At 45.4% G+C, this 16,905-nt stretch carries 22 protein-coding genes; 10 read left to right on the forward strand and 12 right to left on the reverse strand.

What is annotated here, in order from left to right; translation table 11 throughout:
- Positions 1-3: 3 nt before the first annotated feature.
- Positions 4-300 carry a hypothetical protein gene (locus ICN18_RS07615; protein ID WP_216189921.1) on the forward strand — a complete coding sequence of 99 codons (297 nt, stop codon included), beginning with the start codon at positions 4-6 and terminating at the stop codon, positions 298-300.
- Here the strand turns inward: ICN18_RS07615 and ICN18_RS07620 are convergent, their stop codons facing one another.
- Entirely contained in the window at positions 301-1,017 is a 717-nt protein-coding gene (locus ICN18_RS07620) for an ATP-binding cassette domain-containing protein (protein ID WP_216189922.1), read from the reverse strand.
- A complete protein-coding gene (locus ICN18_RS07625; protein ID WP_216189923.1) occupies positions 1,010-1,705 on the reverse strand; it encodes an ABC transporter permease in 696 nt (231 codons plus the stop codon). The genes ICN18_RS07620 and ICN18_RS07625 overlap by 8 nt, the downstream gene beginning before the upstream one ends.
- 66 nt (positions 1,706-1,771) lie before the next feature.
- Here ICN18_RS07625 and ICN18_RS07630 point away from each other — a divergent pair, with 66 nt between their 5' ends.
- The 3 genes from ICN18_RS07630 to cls are packed head-to-tail and all read left to right on the forward strand — an operon-like array spanning position 1,772 to position 4,196.
- Entirely contained in the window at positions 1,772-1,972 is a 201-nt protein-coding gene (locus ICN18_RS07630; RefSeq protein ID WP_216189924.1) for a (2Fe-2S)-binding protein, read from the forward strand.
- Complete coding sequence (locus ICN18_RS07635; RefSeq protein ID WP_216189925.1) at positions 1,972-2,724, forward strand: endonuclease/exonuclease/phosphatase family protein; 753 nt, start codon at positions 1,972-1,974, stop codon at positions 2,722-2,724. Before ICN18_RS07630 ends, ICN18_RS07635 begins: the two co-directional genes overlap by 1 nt.
- On the forward strand, positions 2,721-4,196 hold the full coding sequence (cls, locus tag ICN18_RS07640) for a cardiolipin synthase (RefSeq protein WP_216189926.1): 1,476 nt from the start codon (positions 2,721-2,723) through the stop codon (positions 4,194-4,196). The genes ICN18_RS07635 and cls overlap by 4 nt, the downstream gene beginning before the upstream one ends.
- Here the strand turns inward: cls and ICN18_RS07645 are convergent.
- Together ICN18_RS07645 and ICN18_RS07650 are read right to left on the reverse strand one after the other, a co-directional pair.
- Positions 4,193-5,377, reverse strand: a complete 1,185-nt coding sequence (locus tag ICN18_RS07645) for a CaiB/BaiF CoA transferase family protein (RefSeq protein ID WP_216189927.1) — start codon at positions 5,375-5,377, stop codon at positions 4,193-4,195. The two genes, cls and ICN18_RS07645, sit on opposite strands and share 4 nt — an antisense overlap.
- A 12-nt stretch (positions 5,378-5,389) precedes the next feature.
- Positions 5,390-6,559, reverse strand: a complete 1,170-nt coding sequence (locus tag ICN18_RS07650) for an acyl-CoA dehydrogenase family protein (protein ID WP_216189928.1) — start codon at positions 6,557-6,559, stop codon at positions 5,390-5,392.
- A 147-nt stretch (positions 6,560-6,706) separates the two neighbouring features.
- Between ICN18_RS07650 and ICN18_RS07655 the strand changes: the two genes are divergently transcribed.
- The 4 genes from ICN18_RS07655 to ICN18_RS07670 all read left to right on the forward strand — a co-directional run bounded on the left by ICN18_RS07655 (position 6,707) and on the right by ICN18_RS07670 (position 9,571).
- On the forward strand, positions 6,707-7,201 hold the full coding sequence (locus tag ICN18_RS07655; RefSeq protein WP_439650820.1) for a YqaA family protein: 495 nt from the start codon (positions 6,707-6,709) through the stop codon (positions 7,199-7,201).
- Positions 7,202-7,455: 254 nt separating this feature from the next.
- Entirely contained in the window at positions 7,456-8,232 is a 777-nt protein-coding gene (locus tag ICN18_RS07660) for a 3-hydroxybutyrate dehydrogenase (RefSeq protein ID WP_216189930.1), read from the forward strand.
- Positions 8,233-8,370: 138 nt separating this feature from the next.
- Positions 8,371-8,949: a superoxide dismutase gene (sodB, locus tag ICN18_RS07665; protein ID WP_216189931.1), complete on the forward strand. Its 579-nt coding sequence runs from the start codon at positions 8,371-8,373 to the stop codon at positions 8,947-8,949.
- A 28-nt stretch (positions 8,950-8,977) separates the two neighbouring features.
- On the forward strand, positions 8,978-9,571 hold the full coding sequence (locus ICN18_RS07670; RefSeq protein ID WP_216189932.1) for a urate hydroxylase PuuD: 594 nt from the start codon (positions 8,978-8,980) through the stop codon (positions 9,569-9,571).
- A gap of 77 nt (positions 9,572-9,648) precedes the next feature.
- Here ICN18_RS07670 and ICN18_RS07675 read toward each other — a convergent pair whose 3' ends face one another.
- The 3 genes from ICN18_RS07675 to ICN18_RS07685 all read right to left on the reverse strand — a co-directional run bounded on the left by ICN18_RS07675 (position 9,649) and on the right by ICN18_RS07685 (position 11,601).
- On the reverse strand, positions 9,649-10,818 hold the full coding sequence (locus tag ICN18_RS07675) for an NAD(P)/FAD-dependent oxidoreductase (protein WP_216189933.1): 1,170 nt from the start codon (positions 10,816-10,818) through the stop codon (positions 9,649-9,651).
- 68 nt (positions 10,819-10,886) lie between these two features.
- Entirely contained in the window at positions 10,887-11,054 is a 168-nt protein-coding gene (locus ICN18_RS07680; RefSeq protein ID WP_216231545.1) for a rubredoxin, read from the reverse strand.
- 61 nt (positions 11,055-11,115) lie between these two features.
- Complete coding sequence (locus ICN18_RS07685) at positions 11,116-11,601, reverse strand: rubrerythrin family protein (protein ID WP_216189934.1); 486 nt, start codon at positions 11,599-11,601, stop codon at positions 11,116-11,118.
- Between the two features lie 144 nt (positions 11,602-11,745).
- Between ICN18_RS07685 and ICN18_RS07690 the strand changes: the two genes are divergently transcribed.
- Positions 11,746-12,651, forward strand: a complete 906-nt coding sequence (locus ICN18_RS07690; protein WP_216189935.1) for a hydrogen peroxide-inducible genes activator — start codon at positions 11,746-11,748, stop codon at positions 12,649-12,651.
- A gap of 84 nt (positions 12,652-12,735) precedes the next feature.
- Positions 12,736-13,842, forward strand: coding sequence for an alkene reductase (locus ICN18_RS07695; RefSeq protein ID WP_216189936.1), 1,107 nt, complete (start codon positions 12,736-12,738; stop codon positions 13,840-13,842).
- A gap of 62 nt (positions 13,843-13,904) precedes the next feature.
- On the opposite strand, the gene ICN18_RS07700 is transcribed toward ICN18_RS07695, so the two are convergent.
- The 5 genes from ICN18_RS07700 to ICN18_RS07720 all read right to left on the reverse strand — a co-directional run bounded on the left by ICN18_RS07700 (position 13,905) and on the right by ICN18_RS07720 (position 16,898).
- Positions 13,905-14,081, reverse strand: a complete 177-nt coding sequence (locus ICN18_RS07700; RefSeq protein WP_216189937.1) for a hypothetical protein — start codon at positions 14,079-14,081, stop codon at positions 13,905-13,907.
- 23 nt (positions 14,082-14,104) lie between these two features.
- Positions 14,105-14,641: a cytochrome b gene (locus ICN18_RS07705; RefSeq protein WP_216189938.1), complete on the reverse strand. Its 537-nt coding sequence runs from the start codon at positions 14,639-14,641 to the stop codon at positions 14,105-14,107.
- A gap of 95 nt (positions 14,642-14,736) precedes the next feature.
- Positions 14,737-14,928, reverse strand: coding sequence for a hypothetical protein (locus ICN18_RS07710; RefSeq protein ID WP_216189939.1), 192 nt, complete (start codon positions 14,926-14,928; stop codon positions 14,737-14,739).
- Positions 14,929-14,951: 23 nt separating this feature from the next.
- The gene (locus ICN18_RS07715; RefSeq protein ID WP_216190036.1) at positions 14,952-15,752 is read right to left on the reverse strand and encodes a bestrophin-like domain; all 801 of its coding nucleotides are present in this window, start codon (positions 15,750-15,752) and stop codon (positions 14,952-14,954) included.
- Entirely contained in the window at positions 15,753-16,898 is a 1,146-nt protein-coding gene (locus ICN18_RS07720; RefSeq protein ID WP_216189940.1) for an alpha-hydroxy acid oxidase, read from the reverse strand.
- Positions 16,899-16,905 lie beyond the last annotated feature (7 nt).

A 16,905-nucleotide genomic window follows, 5' to 3' on the forward strand; every position in this document is an offset into this window, starting at 1 on the left:
GCCATGAAAAAGATCATAGCTTTTATATTCTGCGCATTTGCTGCTTCCTCAGTATTTGCTACATTGCTGCCGTTAACTCCTGAGCAGGCCGAAGCTGCAGCTTTGGCTAAGGCAAAAACTGCTTATGGCGATAAGGTTGGCGCATATCAACTTTGCCAAGCTCAAAACCGGGTTGCTGATCGTTTTAAAGTTTCTGGAACCCCAGCGCCTGCTGCATGTGCAGTGCCACCACCATTCACTCCGCCAGTTGCTGCTGCAGCTCCAGCTCCAGCAGCTCCTGCAGCACCTGCAGCCAAGTAATTAGTCGTTTAGCAACTCTTGCTGTAAGTAGCGTTTAGCTGCTGACGTTTGAGGATTGCTGAAGAAGGGGCCTATGGGTCCCTTTTCTTTTATCTCGCCCTGGTCGATAAAGATGATGTGCTCAGCAAGTCTTTGAACTTGAGCTAGCTGATGCGATGAAAAAATAACATCAGCACCTTGTTGGTCAAATTGACGGATTAAATCTTCTACTTGTTCGGTAGTGTTAGGGTCTAAATTGGCGGTGGGCTCATCCAGTAATACCAAATTAGGCTTTTGAAGAATGGCTCTACCAAGGCAAAGCTTTTGTCTTTCGCCAGCGGATAACTTGTGGGCCGGGCTATTAGCTAATGTACTTAAGCCAACTTGCTCAATTACTTTTTCTATGTCCTCATTAGTTATAGCTGTATCGGCATCACGAATCATCCCTAGATTGGTTGCCGTCGATGCCTTGATCATGGGCGTGTGATGCAAGACTAATGCAGTCTTTGTTTTGAAGGAGTAACTCACTGCTCCACTATCGGGTGTAATGAGTCCGTCCAATAGTTTTAGGAAGGTCGTTTTACCAGCCCCATTGGGTCCAATGCAAGCGGTGATTCTGTCTGTTGGAATGACGGCATGCGGAATATTAAGAATGATTCTGCCATTACTCTTGACGATAATGTCCTTGAGTTCAATAAACTTTTCAAAGCCCTCTGCAGTTGCGACCTTATTAACCATAACGGCGCTCTGCAATTTGACGAACTGCAAAAGTAAATAGATTAGCTAGCAAAACAATGCCAAGCAAAACTATCCCTAATGCCAGGGCCAATGGAAGATCACCTTTGCTGGTCTCTAGGGCAATGGCAGTTGTCATCGTTCTGGTGGAGTGATCAATATTGCCGCCAACGATCATGACTGCTCCAACCTCAGAAATAGCTCTAGCTAAGCCAGCAAGGACGGCAATCGTTAATGAGAAGCGGCAATCCCATATCAGCCACTTAAAACGGGAGAGTGGTGGCAATCTGAGGCTTAAAAAGGAGTCGCGATGAATCTTCCAGGAGTCCTCCAGGATTTGGCGGCTCAGGGCCGCGATTAAGGGGGTTGTCAGCAGAGTTTGGGCAACAATCATGCCCTTAGCTGTGAATAGCCAGCCCCACATGCCAAGAGGGCCTGTACGAGATAGCATGAGGTAAACCAAGACGCCAACAATGACGGTTGGCACTCCCATCAAGGTATTGAGGGTCACAATAATTGTTTTTTTGCCTGTAAAGCGCTCTGTGGCCAAAAGGGCACCAATGGGGAGTCCTAGGAGCGTTCCAATGAGAAGAGCAGTCAGGCTAACCTGCAATGAAACCAAGACAATCCCCAAAACTCCTCCATCTAGGTGGGCAAGCAAGGAAAGGGCGTCTTGAAAAGCTTTTAACATGCGCTTGATTCTATCAAGGCAATGGCAAAATGGCTGTAATGAGATTGATTACCCTATTTTCGACCTATGGCTGAAGTAGTTTGCCTCTGTAATGAGGTCCTCGACGTAGATTTGCGTGAGTATTTGGATGCTCACCCGATAGACTCAATTGATGAGTTGCGCGAGCAAGCCTCAATATGTAATAAGTGTATGCAGTGTCAGGATTTGGTTGAAGGTGAAATCTACTTGGCGCGAGTTCGGCGTCAAAGTGCATCAGGGCAGTTTTAATGGTGTCCAATAAAACAAACCGTTTCACGGTATTGAGCATGAATGTCCATAAAGGTTTATCGCCTTTACATCGACACTCCACGATTTATCAGTTGCGCCAACAAATGCGCAGTCAACATCCAGACCTCCTTTTCTTGCAAGAGTTGCAGCAAGAGCATCGAGGGAGGATTCGGCGTTTCAGTCAATGGCCTCTGACGGAATTGACGCGCTTTCTCTCTGAAGACTTTTGGCGTGACTGGCATTATGGAAAGAATGTCGAATATCGCGATGGTCATCATGGCAATGCCATCCTCTCCAAACATCTCCAGCAAAAGGGAAATAACTACGACATATCAGCATATCGTTTTGAGAGTCGCGGGCTATTGCATAGCGTTACAAAACTGGATGGCATGGATACGCCCATTCATTGTTTTTGTGTCCATTTGGCGCTCTTCGAGCGAGGCAGAGAGCGCCAGCTAGAGGCAATCATTGGACATATCGAGGATTTAACTCAAAACGGGCCCACGATTGTGGCGGGAGACTTTAACGATTGGCGCAATCGCGTGAGTGCTCCTATGAAGGCTGCTGGATTTGATGAAGTGTTCGAGGTTCTTACTGGGTCACCTGCTAAAACTTTTCCGAGTGTGAAACCACTCCTCCCTATGGACCGCATCTACGTCCGCGGACTCAAAATTCATTCTGCACAAATTTTGCATGAATGGCTTAAGCTATCAGATCATCTAGGCATTACTGCCGAATTGGAACTTGTATGAATATTTTGTCGTTTATTTTTGGATCTCTTTTTGGTTTATCGTTGATATGGGTTCCGATTACACATGTGCTCATTGTATTTTTGTTTGGGATTCACTTAATCTCAGCAAGAAGACCAGTTGGCGTAGCTTTCGCATGGTTTTTAATTGTGATCTTGTTGCCTGTCGTCGGTATCGCCTTGTATATTCTGATTGGTGAGCGTCCAGTAGGACGAAAGCTTACTCGCAAGATTATTCGCATGAATCGTGAGTACGAAAAAATTACAGAGATAATGCGTCAAGAGTATGTGGCCGATAGGCAAAAGTTACCAGTCGAAGGTAGGGCTCTCAGTCTTTTAGCTGAATCTAAAAATGGCTCACCAGTAGTTGCTGGTAACAAGATCGAGTTACACACGAATTCACTCAAAATTCTGCAAAACTTTATCGATGAGATCAATCAAGCTAAAAAGAGCTTGCATCTAGAGTTCTATATCTGGGCCTTGGGCGGCGATGCCGATCGAGTCTGCGATGCTTTAATTGCAGCCTCTAAGAGGGGTGTCGCTTGCCAGGTTTTACTGGATTCTTTAGGTAGCAAGAATTGGTTTAAATCTTCATGGCCAGCGCGTTTTCGTGCTGCCGGTATTAAGGTAACCGAAGCCTTGCCGATTCAGATTGGCCGCTTTCAGTTCCGCCGTGCCGATTTACGTCTGCACCGCAAAATCTTTGTAATTGATGGTGCGACAGTCTGGACTGGCAGCATGAATTTGGTGGATCCGCGGACCTTTAAACAAGATTCTGGTGTGGGCGAATGGGTTGATGCCATGGTTCGCATCGAGGGGCCGGTGGCCGCGCAATTCGAATTGACCTTTGCTTTTGACTGGAGTGTTGATGACCCTAGTATTACCAATTTCAAAGATCGTGAGCCGCCTGCGTCGCCTCATGAGGGCGGTGCTTTAGCCCAAGAATTCTCTTCTGGTCCGGTTTATCGTGATGATATTTTGTATCAGGTCCTGCTTTCCGCCATCATGGATGCACGCGAAGAGTTGACAATTACCACGCCTTACTTTGGTCCTGATGATGGCTTGATTCAGGCTTTAATGGCCGCTGCTGCAAGGGGAGTAAAGGTTACCTTGATCGTTCCAAAGCTAAATGACTCAACGCTAGTTGCATGGAGTAGCAAGAGCTTCTATGAGGATTTAATGAATGCAGGTGTGGTGATAGCGGAGTTTCATGGCGGCCTTCTGCATACAAAGAGTTTATTGATTGATAAGCGGATTGCGATCTTTGGGTCAGTCAATTTTGATCAGCGGAGTTTGCGACTCAATTTTGAAATCAGCTTAATTGTTTACAACGTCGATTTTTGCGCCAAGCTAGAAAAGTTAATTGAATCTTATTTGGCGCAATCTGATTATGTCAATCCTAAGGTTTGGGCAAAACGACCAGCATGGCGTCGCTATCTTGAGAACGCAGCGCACCTTACTTCGCCACTACTTTAAATCGCTCCACTAGCGCGCATACTGGCAATATCAGACTCTGCCATGCCTAATTCTTTAAGAATGGCATCAGTATGTTCCCCAACCGCCGGAATGGGGTCCATGCGATAGTCGTAACTATCGTTAAGGCCAGGGGGCAATAGGGCGGCAATAGCGCCATTGGGAGTATCAACTTCAGTCCAGCGATTCCGCGCTTTTAGCTGCTCATGCTTCCAAAGACCTTCCATATCGTTGAGATGGGCATTTGCAATTTGTGCTTTTTCAAGTCTAGCTATGAGTTGCTCGGAAGTCAGTTTGCTAAAGCAGGTATCGATAATCTCTAATAGCTCAGAGCGTTTTTCATTGCGCTTGAAATTACGATCAAAGCGCTCATCTTTTGCTAGGGCTGGATTCTCTAATACAGTCTCGCAGAATTGCACCCATTCACGTTCATTTTGAAGTCCCAGCATTACGGTCTTACCATCGCCTGCTTTGAAGGGGCCATAAGGGTAAATGGTTGCATGAGATGCGCCATTTCTTGGGGGTGGCTCTGCACCCTTGTAGGCGTAATACATTGGAAAGTTCATCCATTCGCCCAGAGATTCGAGCATCGAGATATCGATCACTGAGCCTTTGCCTGTTTTACCTCTTTGCAATAGGGCCGCCAAGATATTGGTATAGGCATACATACCTGCTGCAATATCGGCAATTGAATTGCCTGCTTTGCTGGGGGTTTCGGGGGTTCCGGTAATCGACAAAAATCCCGCTTCGCTTTGGATTAATAGGTCATAGGCTTTTTTATCGCGGTAGGGGCCGTTATTGCCGTAACCCGAGATGTCGCACAGAATGAGTTTTGGATTTTCTTTTTGCAAGACTTCTGCAGTCAAGCCCATGCGAGCTGCAGCACCTGGTGCAAGGTTTTGTACCAAGACATCAGCGGTCTTTAATAAAGTCTTGAGAGTGGCAATCGCTGCTGGCTGTTTGAGATCTAAAGTCAAACTTTCTTTGGAGCGATTTACCCAAACGAAGTGAGAGCAGAGCCCATCCACCTGCGTGTCATATCCTCTAGCAAAGTCACCACCACCGGGACGCTCCACCTTGATGACTCTGGCACCTAAATCTGCCAGTTGCCGTGTGCAAAAAGGCGCTGCAATCGCATGCTCTAGTGAGACTACGGTAATCCCATCTAATGGGCGAATGCTCATATTAAGATTTCTTTAGAAGGATCTTGGGAGGCCAAGAACATGTTCGGCAATATAGGAGTAAATCAAATTTGTGGAAATTGGTGCCACTTGGTAGAGGCGAGTTTCTCTAAACTTACGTTCGACATCATATTCATTAGCAAAGCCAAAGCCACCATGAGTCTGAAGGCAGACGTTGGCTGCTTCCCATGAGGCTTTAGCGGCTAAGTATTTGGCCATATTGGCTTCTGGGCCACAGGGCTGATGGTTATCAAATAACTCACAAGCTTTAAAGCGCATGAGGTTAGCTGCTTCAGTTTCGATATAGCTATCAGCAATTGGAAATTGAATTCCTTGATTTTTTCCAATAGGGCGATCAAATACGACACGGTCATTGGCATAGCGACGGGCACGATCAATAAACCAATAAGCATCGCCAATACATTCAGCAGCGATGAGAACTCGTTCAGCATTGAGGCCATCCAAGATGTATTTAAATCCTTGACCTTCAGTGCCGATCAGGTTCTCGGCGGGAATCTCAAGATTATCAAAGAACACTTCGTTCGTTTCATGATTCACCATATTAGCAATTGGCCTTACTTCCATACCGTTACCAATAGCGTCTGCAAGATTGACGATAAAAATCGACATACCTTCTGACTTGCGTTGCACCTCGCTGAGCGGAGTGGTGCGTGCTAGCAAAATCATCAAGTCAGAGTGCTGAATTCTGGAGATCCACACCTTTTGACCGTTGACTACATACTTATCACCTTTTTTAACTGCAGTGGTTTTGAGTTTGGTTGTATCGGTTCCAGTAGTGGGTTCGGTAACAGCCATGCTTTGCAAGCGTAGTTCACCAGTAGCAATTTTTGGAAGATAGAGTTTCTTCTGGATGTCTGAGCCATGGCGCAATAAAGTGCCCATGTTGTACATCTGACCATGGCATGAGCCTGAGTTACCACCAGAAAAATTAATCTCCTCCATGATCACTGAGGCTTCAGCAAGACCTAGACCAGAGCCACCATATTCTTCTGGAATTAATGCGGCCAACCACCCAGCCTTTGTCATAGCGTCTACAAAAGCCTCTGGATAGCCGCGCTCATGATCAATCTTTTGCCAGTAGGCAGAATCAAATGATCCGCAGAGGTCGCGTAAGGCCTCGCGCATTTCTTGATATTGGTCTGGCTTAGGAATAGGGTGATTCATGAGAGTCTCAATTTATAGGTTTTATGGTTAATTTGCAGGTCTAGGCATTAGTTTAAGCAAGATTTGAAATTCATGGTGATTGGTAAAAACAGGGCAAAATAGACTGATGAAATCCAAAAAAACAAGAGCAAATACCTGATGGAGCATATGTTTGATCATTTTTTTGGATGGTTTGGAATGCCCTCGGTTGGTTTGCCTGCGGTATTCCTCAGTTCATTTATTTCGGCGACGTTAATACCGGCTGGTTCCGAACCTATCCTCTTTGGTTATATCACTCTAAACCCACACTTATTTTGGGCGGCAATCACGGTCGCTACTGTTGGAAACACCCTAGGAGGTATGGTTGACTGGTGGTTGGGTGTCATAGCGCGAAATAGTTTTAAAGCAATGGATGAGCCTCGCAATAGTCGTTTGAAGCGTTGGCTTGAAGATTGGGGCCCTAAGCTATTACTACTATCTTGGTTGCCTGGATTGGGTGATCCCCTTTGCCTGGCAGCGGGTTGGCTCAAACTTCCTTGGCAACCTTGCCTGATTTATATGTTCATCGGCAAGTTATTGCGCTTCATTACATTAACTTGGCTTTTAACTCTAGTTCCAGATAGTTTTTGGCATCAACTAGGGCATTGGTTACATCTTATTTAAACCGCGCAATATTTCTGCTGTATCCCACCTTGATTCAAGATATAAGTACGAGCAGAAATCTTCAGTGCTTGCTATCAGTTTTGTTCAGCCAAAAACACGTATGACGTCTTGGCGTCATTAAATCTGAGTTTTATTGGGTTTAGCCCACCATAGGGCATCCGCCTCCGAGGTGGGCCACTTCTTCCTGTAACATCCAGTTTTCAGGGGCAATTTTGCATGACAAGCCCTCTAGTTAACTTGATACGGTAAAAGATATGTCCACATTAAAAGGTAAAACTGCGCTAGTAACCGGCTCTACCAGCGGTATTGGTTTGGGAATGGCTATTGCATTGGCAAAGCAGGGCGTCAATATTATGGTCAATGGTTTTGGTGAGAAAGATGAAGCCATCACCAAAATTAAAGCCTGTGGAGTAGAAGTTGATTATCACAGTGCAGACATGAGCAAGCCGGCTGAAATTGAAGATCTCATCAAGCAAACAGAAAAACGCTTTGGCTCTCTGGATATATTAATCAACAATGCTGGCATTCAATACACCGCAAACATTGAAGAGTTTCCAACCGATAAATGGGACGCCATCATTGCTATTAATTTGAGTTCAGCATTCCATACAACGCATCACGCATTGCCTGGTATGAAAAAGCGTAACTGGGGACGTATTATTAATATCGCCTCAGTACATGGCTTGGTTGCGTCTACCCAGAAAGCCGCCTACGTTGCTGCTAAGCATGGCATCGTCGGACTTACTAAAGTGACTGCGCTTGAAAATGCACGCACAGGGATTACTTGCAACGCAATTTGCCCAGGTTGGGTGTTAACCCCGCTAGTTCAAAAACAAGTGGATGCTCGTGCGGAGCGTGAAGGCATCTCCAATGAAGCTGCTAAAACAGCATTGGTTTCTGAAAAGCAGCCATCAGGTGAATTTGTCAGCCCAGAACAGTTGGCAGCCTTGGCTGTATTTCTTTGTGGGCCAGATGCTTCTGAAGTTCGCGGCGTCGCTTGGAATATGGATGGCGGTTGGACGGCTCAATAAATCGTAGTGGGCACCATTAAACTCATGCCGGCAAGGACCTTTGCCGGCATTTTCCTTGGCTCAAACAAAAACCCCAGAATAGTCTATAGTTATCGAAAATTAAGCGAACTTTGCTTGATGTAATTAAAAGGAATACACATGGAACATACCTTACCTCAGCTGCCTTATGCGCTTGATGCATTGGCCCCATATATCTCTAAAGAGACCTTGGAGTATCACTATGGCAAGCACCATCAGACTTATGTTACTAATTTGAATAATTTAATCAAAGGTACTGAGTTTGAAAATGCCTCACTTGAGGATATCGTTAAAAAATCTGCAGGTGGTGTTTTTAATAATGCTGCACAGGTTTGGAACCATACTTTTTATTGGTTTGGAATGAAGCCAAATGGCGGTGGCGTACCTACCGGTCCTTTGGCCGATGCTATTAACGCTAAGTGGGGTTCATTTGATAAGTTCAAAGAAGAATTTACAAAGTGTGCCGTAGGAACCTTTGGTTCAGGCTGGGCTTGGTTGGTAAAAAAGGCGGATGGTAGTCTCGATCTAGTTTCTACTAGTAATGCTGCAACTCCACTTACTACTGATGCTAAAGCGCTGTTGACATGCGACGTATGGGAGCATGCTTACTATATTGATACTCGCAATGCACGTCCAAAATACTTGGAAAACTTTTGGAATTTGGTTAACTGGGATTTTGCCAGTCAAAATTTTGCTTAATTCAATTGTTAATGCTTAGGAAAACTATATGACTTCAATCTTGACCTCTTTAGGGCGTACCATATTTGCGGGTTTTGTCCTCCTCGCTCTCATCATCTTGGCTTTAGGTGGTAACTTTAGTTCTGCTGAACTCCCATTCATTTTCCGCTGGTTGCACGTGATGTTCGGTGTAATGTGGATTGGTTTGCTCTGGTACTTCAACTTTGTGCAAATTCCTTCCATGCCAAAGATTCCTGATGAGCAAAAGCCTGCAATTGGTAAAGTAATTGCTCCAACAGCTTTGTTCTGGTTCCGTTATGCAGCGTTGTTTACTGTTGTGACTGGTTTGATTGTTGCCGGATTAAATGGTTACTTGCATCAGGCTTTCACATTGCAGGCTCCGTTCCGCGCAATTGGTTTAGGCATGTGGATTGCTTTGGTAATGGCTTTCAACGTTTGGTTCATCATTTGGCCAAATCAAAAGCGCGCTCTTGGTATCGTTGCTGTTGAAGCTGACGTAAAAGCAAAATCTGCTCGCGTTGCAATGTTGACATCCCGTTTGAACACATTGTTATCTGTACCAATGTTGTTCTTGATGGTTGCTCAATCACACAACACTACATGGTTTGTGATCGTTTCTTAATCACTACTAGCTTTATGCTAAAAAGGCCCGCAATGCGGGCCTTTTTATTTGCTCAATTGAATCGTGCCTAAGAGAATTTAAGCCAAAATAGCTGGCAGCTCCTTGGTGAGGGCGCCGCGTTGTGCGGTAGCTGTTCCCATGAGTACAAAGCCCAGCAACTTTCCGTCTGCTGACTCAAAGCGAGCTTCTAGGCCGCCCTCGATGGGGGTTGTGGTCCATGTGCCTTCAGTGCCTTTGGCTGGTGGGGAAACAATGGTAGCTAAGGCAGGAGTTTTCACCATCACCGGCATGGCTGGGTAGGTAAGCGCAGTTGTTTGTCCGATTAAGGTTGGCGCCAATGCTCTTGCTGCTTGCATGATGGGCATTACATAAGGCAAGACCAAGCCATCAACTTCGGCGCAATCACCGATTGCAAAGATATTCTTAATGTTGGTTTCGAGTTCGCGGTTTACCTGAATCCCAATACCGGTATTAATACCAGTAGCTTTTGCTAATTCCAGTCTTGGCTTTAGACCAACAGCAGATAAAAATACGTCACAAGAAATAGTGCTGGAATTTGCCAAGGTAACTTGCAGGGATTCTCCCTGACGATCAATCGCTTGTACGGTTGTGGCGAGATGCCAGTTCACACCTGCAGCACTTAATTTAGATTGCAGTTCAAGTGCTGCTGCTTCAGGCAAAAGGCGACCAAGAGCCTGTGGGGCAAGGTCAATCACATCAACGGCATAGCCACCCAATACAAGGTCGTTAGCAAATTCACATCCAATAAGACCTGCACCTAGGATTGCAACTCTCTTTTTCCCAATAATGGCTGAGCGGAAACGTGCATAGTCGTCAAGATCATTGACGGTGATGACTTCATTAGCAGCGTTACCCTGAAGTGGCAAACGAATCTGATCTGCACCCAAAGCCATAACTAATTTGTCATAAGACACTGGGCCTTTGCTGGTTTGGATAACTTGAGACTTAGAGTCAATCGAGTTCACTTCACATTCACCGAGGATGGTCATCTCGAGTTGAGTTGCCATGCCATCAGCTGGAGTGGAGATTAATTGTGCCGCCTCTTTCTTGCTAGCAAGAGCAGTGGAGAGCATTGGTTTGGAGTAAAAATAACCAGGTTCTTTTGTGACTAAAGTAATTGGAACTGTTTTATCCAGCTTGCGGATTTCACGCACGACTGTATAGCCAGCCAATCCGCTGCCAATAATGACAATTGCGGATTGGGATTGAGGGTTAGTGTGATCCAAAGCTGGGCTCTCCAAAATGGCGAAAGGGTAAAAGAAGTAAAAGTGTTAAAAAAGGGTGACTTGTAGCTTTAGCTTATCTGAACCATTTCAAAGTCGGCTTTTGCGACACCACAGTCGGGACATTCCCAGTCTTCCGGTACATCCGCCCAGAGCGTTCCAGCAGGAATGCCATCTTCCGGAATACCCTTTGCTTCATCATAAATATAGCCACATACGATGCATTGATAAGATTTCATATTAATTCCTTAAATAGTTCATTGATTTTAAATTTAATTTCTAATTCTTTCTGGAGCGCACTTATTGAGCAGCAAAAACCTTGGCTTTTTCCAAAGCCTGCTTGTAATGGTTGGCATGACGCTCTTCCACTTTTGCTAAGGCGGCGAAGCGTTTCGCTGCTTTAGTCAATACAGCCTTAAATTGCTCGGCATGCTCTTTGGACTCTGCAATTTGCTCATCAATTTCCTGCACGGCAGTATCATTACCTTCTGCTTCAGCTGTTTTACGAAACGATGGGTACATCTCGGTGTACTCATAAGTCTCACCTTCAATAGCAATCTCTAATGCGCGTGCAGGAGTAATGGTGCCAGCAGGGTAGAGCAAATCTAAGTGGCCAAAAGCGTGCATCACTTCTTGATCGGCAGTCGCTTCGAAAATCTTTGCGGTTTCTTCGTCGCCAGCAGCGCGCGCTAATTTTGCAAAGTAACGATACTTAATGTGGGCCATGGATTCACCAGCAAAAGCGGATTCCAAGTTATGAATAGTTTTGATTTCTGGACGGGACATTTTGATTCCTTTATTTAGTCTTACAGTTTGTTGAGTCCTCTTTACTGCATTCTCAACCATGTACCCAGTGTGCGCCTTATTTATTTATCAGTCCAATGAATCATTATGATAGTATTTATCTAATTATTCGATAATGGAGTCGTAATGGCCTATTTACCGTCCTTAAGGCAGCTGGGGTATTTCGTAGCTTTGGCTAAAGAGCTCAATTTCACGCGAGCGGCGCAAGCCTGTTTCGTTGGGCAGTCCACCCTGAGTGCGGGTCTAAAAGAGCTGGAGGATGCCCTAGGCATTCATTTGGTAGAGCGTGATCGTCAGAATGTATCCATTACTCCGATTGGATTGGAGGTGCTTGAGCGCGCAAAGTTGATCTTAGCGGCATCTCAAGATTTGGTGGAGTATGCAGGCGCAACTGGTAAGCCTATGACTGCCACGATACGTTTAGGTGTTATTCCAACCATTGCACCATTTTTATTGCCAACAGTGTTGCCAGAAATTCGTAGACGTTTTCCGGAGTTGAAAGTGACTCTACGAGAAGACCTCACTGCAAATTTGCTGTCTAGATTAGCCGAGCACAAATTAGATTTTGCATTGATTGCGCTGCCATATGACGTGGATGGTCTTCTGGTTCAAGAATTATTTGACGATCATTTTTGGTTGGTTGCTAAAGAGGGTGATCCTGCATTGAAGGGTAAAGAGGTAACCTTGCCGGCCAAGATGGCGGAACGACTTTTGTTGTTAGAGGAGGGGCACTGCTTAAGGGAGCATAGTTTGCAGGCCTGTAAGCGCGCCGATATTCGTAAGGCGGAAGGCTTGGAGGCAACTAGTTTGTTGACCTTATTGCAAATGGTCGAGTCCGGTCTCGGGATTGCCTTGCTTCCGGGCATGGCAGTGAAAAGTAGTCTATTAAATAACTCTGAATTGGTTGCAAAGGAGTTGGCTGCGCCAGCCCCTAAAAGAGTAATCGCCTTGGTTGCGCGCCCATCCACTGCGCACACACAAGAATTCAATGCACTGGCTGATTGCATACGCGAGCAATTTGGTGCAACTTAATCTCGTTTAATTAGTGACCAGCAAAATTTAGCAATCCTTGTTAAAGTCATCCACCTTATTAATAACTTACATCAAAGGCAGCAAATGTCAGGCAAAGAAATTATGTTCACTCCGGTAAGCCTTGGGTCCATCCAATTAAAAAATCGTTTGGTAATGGCGCCGCTCACTAGAATGCGTGCGGTTGAGGGTGATATACCGAATCCATTGGCAAAGACCTATTACGCGCAACGTGCGAGTGCTGGATTGATTATTACTGAGGCTACGCAAATTTCTCCTTTAGGTAAAGGTTACCCAGCCACTCCTGGTATTTATTCTCCTGAGCAAACTGCGGCCTGGAAAGAGATTGTGCAAGCAGTTCATGCCAAAGGTGGTTCGATTGTTGCGCAGTTATGGCACGTCGGCCGTATTTCACACTCCTCTTTACATCCAGAGCAGGGTGCACCAGAGGCACCTTCAGCGATTGCCGCGGCAGGCCAAACCTATGGTGCAGATTGGAAACTGCATGACTACGAAACGCCAACAGCAATGACAACAGCAGATATTGCTCGTTTACTTAAAGAGTTTGAGGCGGCCGCTCAAAATGCCAAGGCTGCTGGTTTTGACGGTATTGAGATTCACTCAGCGAATGGCTACCTATTAGATCAGTTCTTGCAAGATAAAACCAATCAACGTACTGATGAATATGGTGGCTCAATTGAGAATCGTCTTCGTTTACTAGGCCAAGTCATTGAGGCAGTTAGCAGAGTGTTTCCAAGCGATAAAGTTGGCGTGCGTCTTTCACCTTATGGCACCTTTAACGATATGGGTGATAGCGATCCAGTAGCATTGTTTACTGCTGCAATTGCGAAGCTCAATGGCTATAACTTAGCTTATGTTCATATGATTGAGCCTCGCTCAACGAGCGCTGGTGGTGGCGATCAAGTGTTGGAAGATGCTCCAATTACCTCGGAGATGTTCCGTTCTGCGTATCAAGGCAAATTCATTACTGCTGGTGGCTATGACCAGGTCATGGGCGAGAAGGTCTTGGAGGAAGGTTTAGCGGATGCGGTGGCCTATGGCCGAATCTATATTGCAAATCCAGATTTGGCAGAAAGATTTCAGCAGGGTGCCGCTCTTAATCCGTATAACCGTGCTACGTTCTATGGCGGCCAGGAAGTGGGTTATACAGACTACCCAACTCTTGCAGATTAAATTGGGAGCAGATTAAATATTTGGTAGTGATTGATAAAACCCGCTTCTTAACTAGGCGGGTTTTATTTTTTGTCTTCGGGATCTTTTAATAGATCGTATTGGTTGGCTACAAGCAATAAAGCAAGAGATGCGCAGCCCATAGCAAAAAATTGCCACTGGTGCAGCATGGCAGTTCCCACCACAGTCATCAAGACTGTCCAGCCTATTGCCATTTTGGCTTTTTTAGATAATGGCTTCATGTAGTTATGGCTCCAACTTCAGTTTAAACATTCGCTTTATTTAGCATACGACGCAGTGTATCGTCTTTTATAACGTAATGTTGCCACAGGCCTGCCAAGGCATGAATACCAATTAAAAAATAGAGTGAGTTTCCTAGAAACTCATGAATGCCCTCAACCATTTTTTTCATCTCTAGATTAGGAGTGAGTAGCTGAGGCCATACCAAGCCAAAGAAGTGGATTTCTTTTCCGCCATACTGAAAGTAGAGGATGCCAAAGATTGGGGATATCAAGAGTAGGGTATACAGCAGCCAATGCATTGCCTTGGCTAGGGAAACAAATAGCGGTTTTGGATTTGTTGGTTGTGGGACGCCATAAATGAAGCGAATCATCAGACGAAGGGCCATGGCTATAAATATGAGCTGTCCAATGACGCCATGAATGGATTTGCATAGCTCTCGCGGCTCACTTCCTTTGGGAAATTGCCCTTTAAGTTCTATAACTACAAAGGCAGCCACCACGAGGAGCGCAACAAGCCAATGGAAGAAGATGGATGCTGGATGATATTTAGTTTTCGACATATTGACTAAGTATTAATGAGACTCATCATAAATGATAATGAATCTCATTAACATTAGTAATACTAGGGCTAATCCCCTAAAAAAAGGGGTTTAGCTCAGTTGTTGAGTCTTGCTTTGGCGCTAAGTTCGCTTGCTAAGCCGCGCTTATCGATTTGAGAGAGTCTGAGGGCTTCCACCTCAAAATCGAGTTGTCCAGGATGAAATTCTTCATCATTCTGGAGGTGGATGACATAGGTCCAGACTAGCTCGCGACCACGATTTTTAAAGACATCAACTAAACGTTTCATCTGGGCCGCCTTTACGGTGAAGCTTATTTATTGCCGTTGGATGGACTGCTTGCGCTCACCTGTTGAGTTAAGTTATTTTTTAATGCAACCAAGTTTCTGGCTTCAATGCGAATGACTCCACCTCTTGGGCTATCAATATCAGCGATCAAGAAGAAGGAGACTGAAATGACAAAAGGAAAGATCATGAACAAGGCGATGTTCTTCTCGAAATTACGAGCGCCAAATCCGACTAGAAGATTGGCGCAAATAGCGATTGCAGCCATCAGCGCCCATGCGGTAAGGGGAATGCGGTTCCACCAGGCAGCCTGAACATAGCCCTGAGAATTTAAGACGTCATTCATGCCCGAGGCGACTAGTGCCATAGCGGGAGTGGATTGCGTTTTAACGGATGGAAGAATTTCATTCCAAAGTGCATTCTGGAGTTGATCTGTTTTACTGCGAATTTCTTGGATCTTTTCTGGAGTCTGTTTGGAGTAAAACAAAATACGTTGATCTATATACTGCATAAGCAATTCTTTGGTTGCTGCTGAAGCTTTTGGAGGCAGTAGATCGGCCCTTAAGAATTCAGTGCCAATGGCATTTGCTTCACCTTCCTCAAATATCTCGCGTTGATCATGGCGATTAATCGCCATGGAGAAGGTAAAGCCAATGATTAAGGCTAATAAGGTCAGGGTTGCAGTCTGAATGATGCCAAGGTCTTGAGAAGTCTCCGTATCTTTAGTGCGGTAACGACTGAGTACGGCATGACCAAACCAAACAGCAGCAGCAAATGCTAGGAATGAAATCCCAAATACAGCAAGAGGGTGGTTTAAGAGGTGGAAAATTTAAAAGGTTCCTGGATACAGAATATCTTTAGTCACGTTCTGAATATCACGATGACCTGTAAATGCCATGGTGATATCCAATTCATTATGAATAAGCTCTAAACACTTGGTAACACCAGCTTCACCCATAGCGCCTAAGCCATACAAGAATGGGCGGCCAATCATTGTGCCGCGCGCGCCTAATGCCCAAGCCTTGAGAACGTCTTGACCGGAACGAATACCACCATCCATCCATACTTCAATATCTTTGCCAACAGCATTCACAATACCGGGTAAAGCCTGAATACTAGAAATTGCTCCGTCTAGTTGACGGCCGCCGTGATTGGAAACAATTAATGCATCCGCACCAGAGTTAGCTGCTAAGCGTGCATCGCCTTCATCTAGGATTCCTTTGATGATGAGTTTGCCGCCCCAGAGTTTTTTAATCCACTCCACATCAGCCCAGCTCAGGCCTGGATCAAACTGCTCTGCAGTCCAGGAGGACAGTGAAGACATATTGCCAACACCGGTCGCGTGACCAACAATATTGCGGAAAGTCCTGCGTGGTGTCATTGCCATACCCAAGCACCAGCGTGGCTTGGTTGCCATATTGATCATATTGGCAATGGTGAGCTTAGGTGGGGCAGAGAGACCGTTCTTTAAGTCCTTGTGGCGTTGACCTAAGATTTGTAAATCCAAAGTCAAAACTAGTGCAGAACATTTGGCTGCCTTAGCGCGCTCTATCAGGCGCTCAATAAAGCCACGGTCTTTCATGACATAGAGTTGAAACCAAAATGGCTTGGTAGTGCGCTCGGCCACATCTTCGATTGAGCAAATGCTCATAGTGGATAAGCAAAATGGCACACCAAATTTCTCGGCAGCTTTAGCGGCCAAAATTTCACCATCGGCATGTTGCATTCCGGTAAGGCCGGTTGGAGCAAGCGCAACTGGCATAGTAACTTCTTGCCCAACCATAGTTGTCTTGGTCGTACGGTTCGTCATATCGACTGCGACACGCTGACGTAACTTAATCTTTTGAAAATCGGATTCATTGGCGCGGTAGGTTGATTCTGTCCATGATCCAGAGTCAGCGTAGTCGTAGAACATCTTAGGAGTGCGTTTTTGATGGAGGACCCGTAAGTCTTCTATATTGGTAATGATTGCCACAATGTTT

Source organism: Polynucleobacter parvulilacunae, from assembly GCF_018881715.1.
Taxonomy (GTDB): domain Bacteria; phylum Pseudomonadota; class Gammaproteobacteria; order Burkholderiales; family Burkholderiaceae; genus Polynucleobacter; species Polynucleobacter parvulilacunae.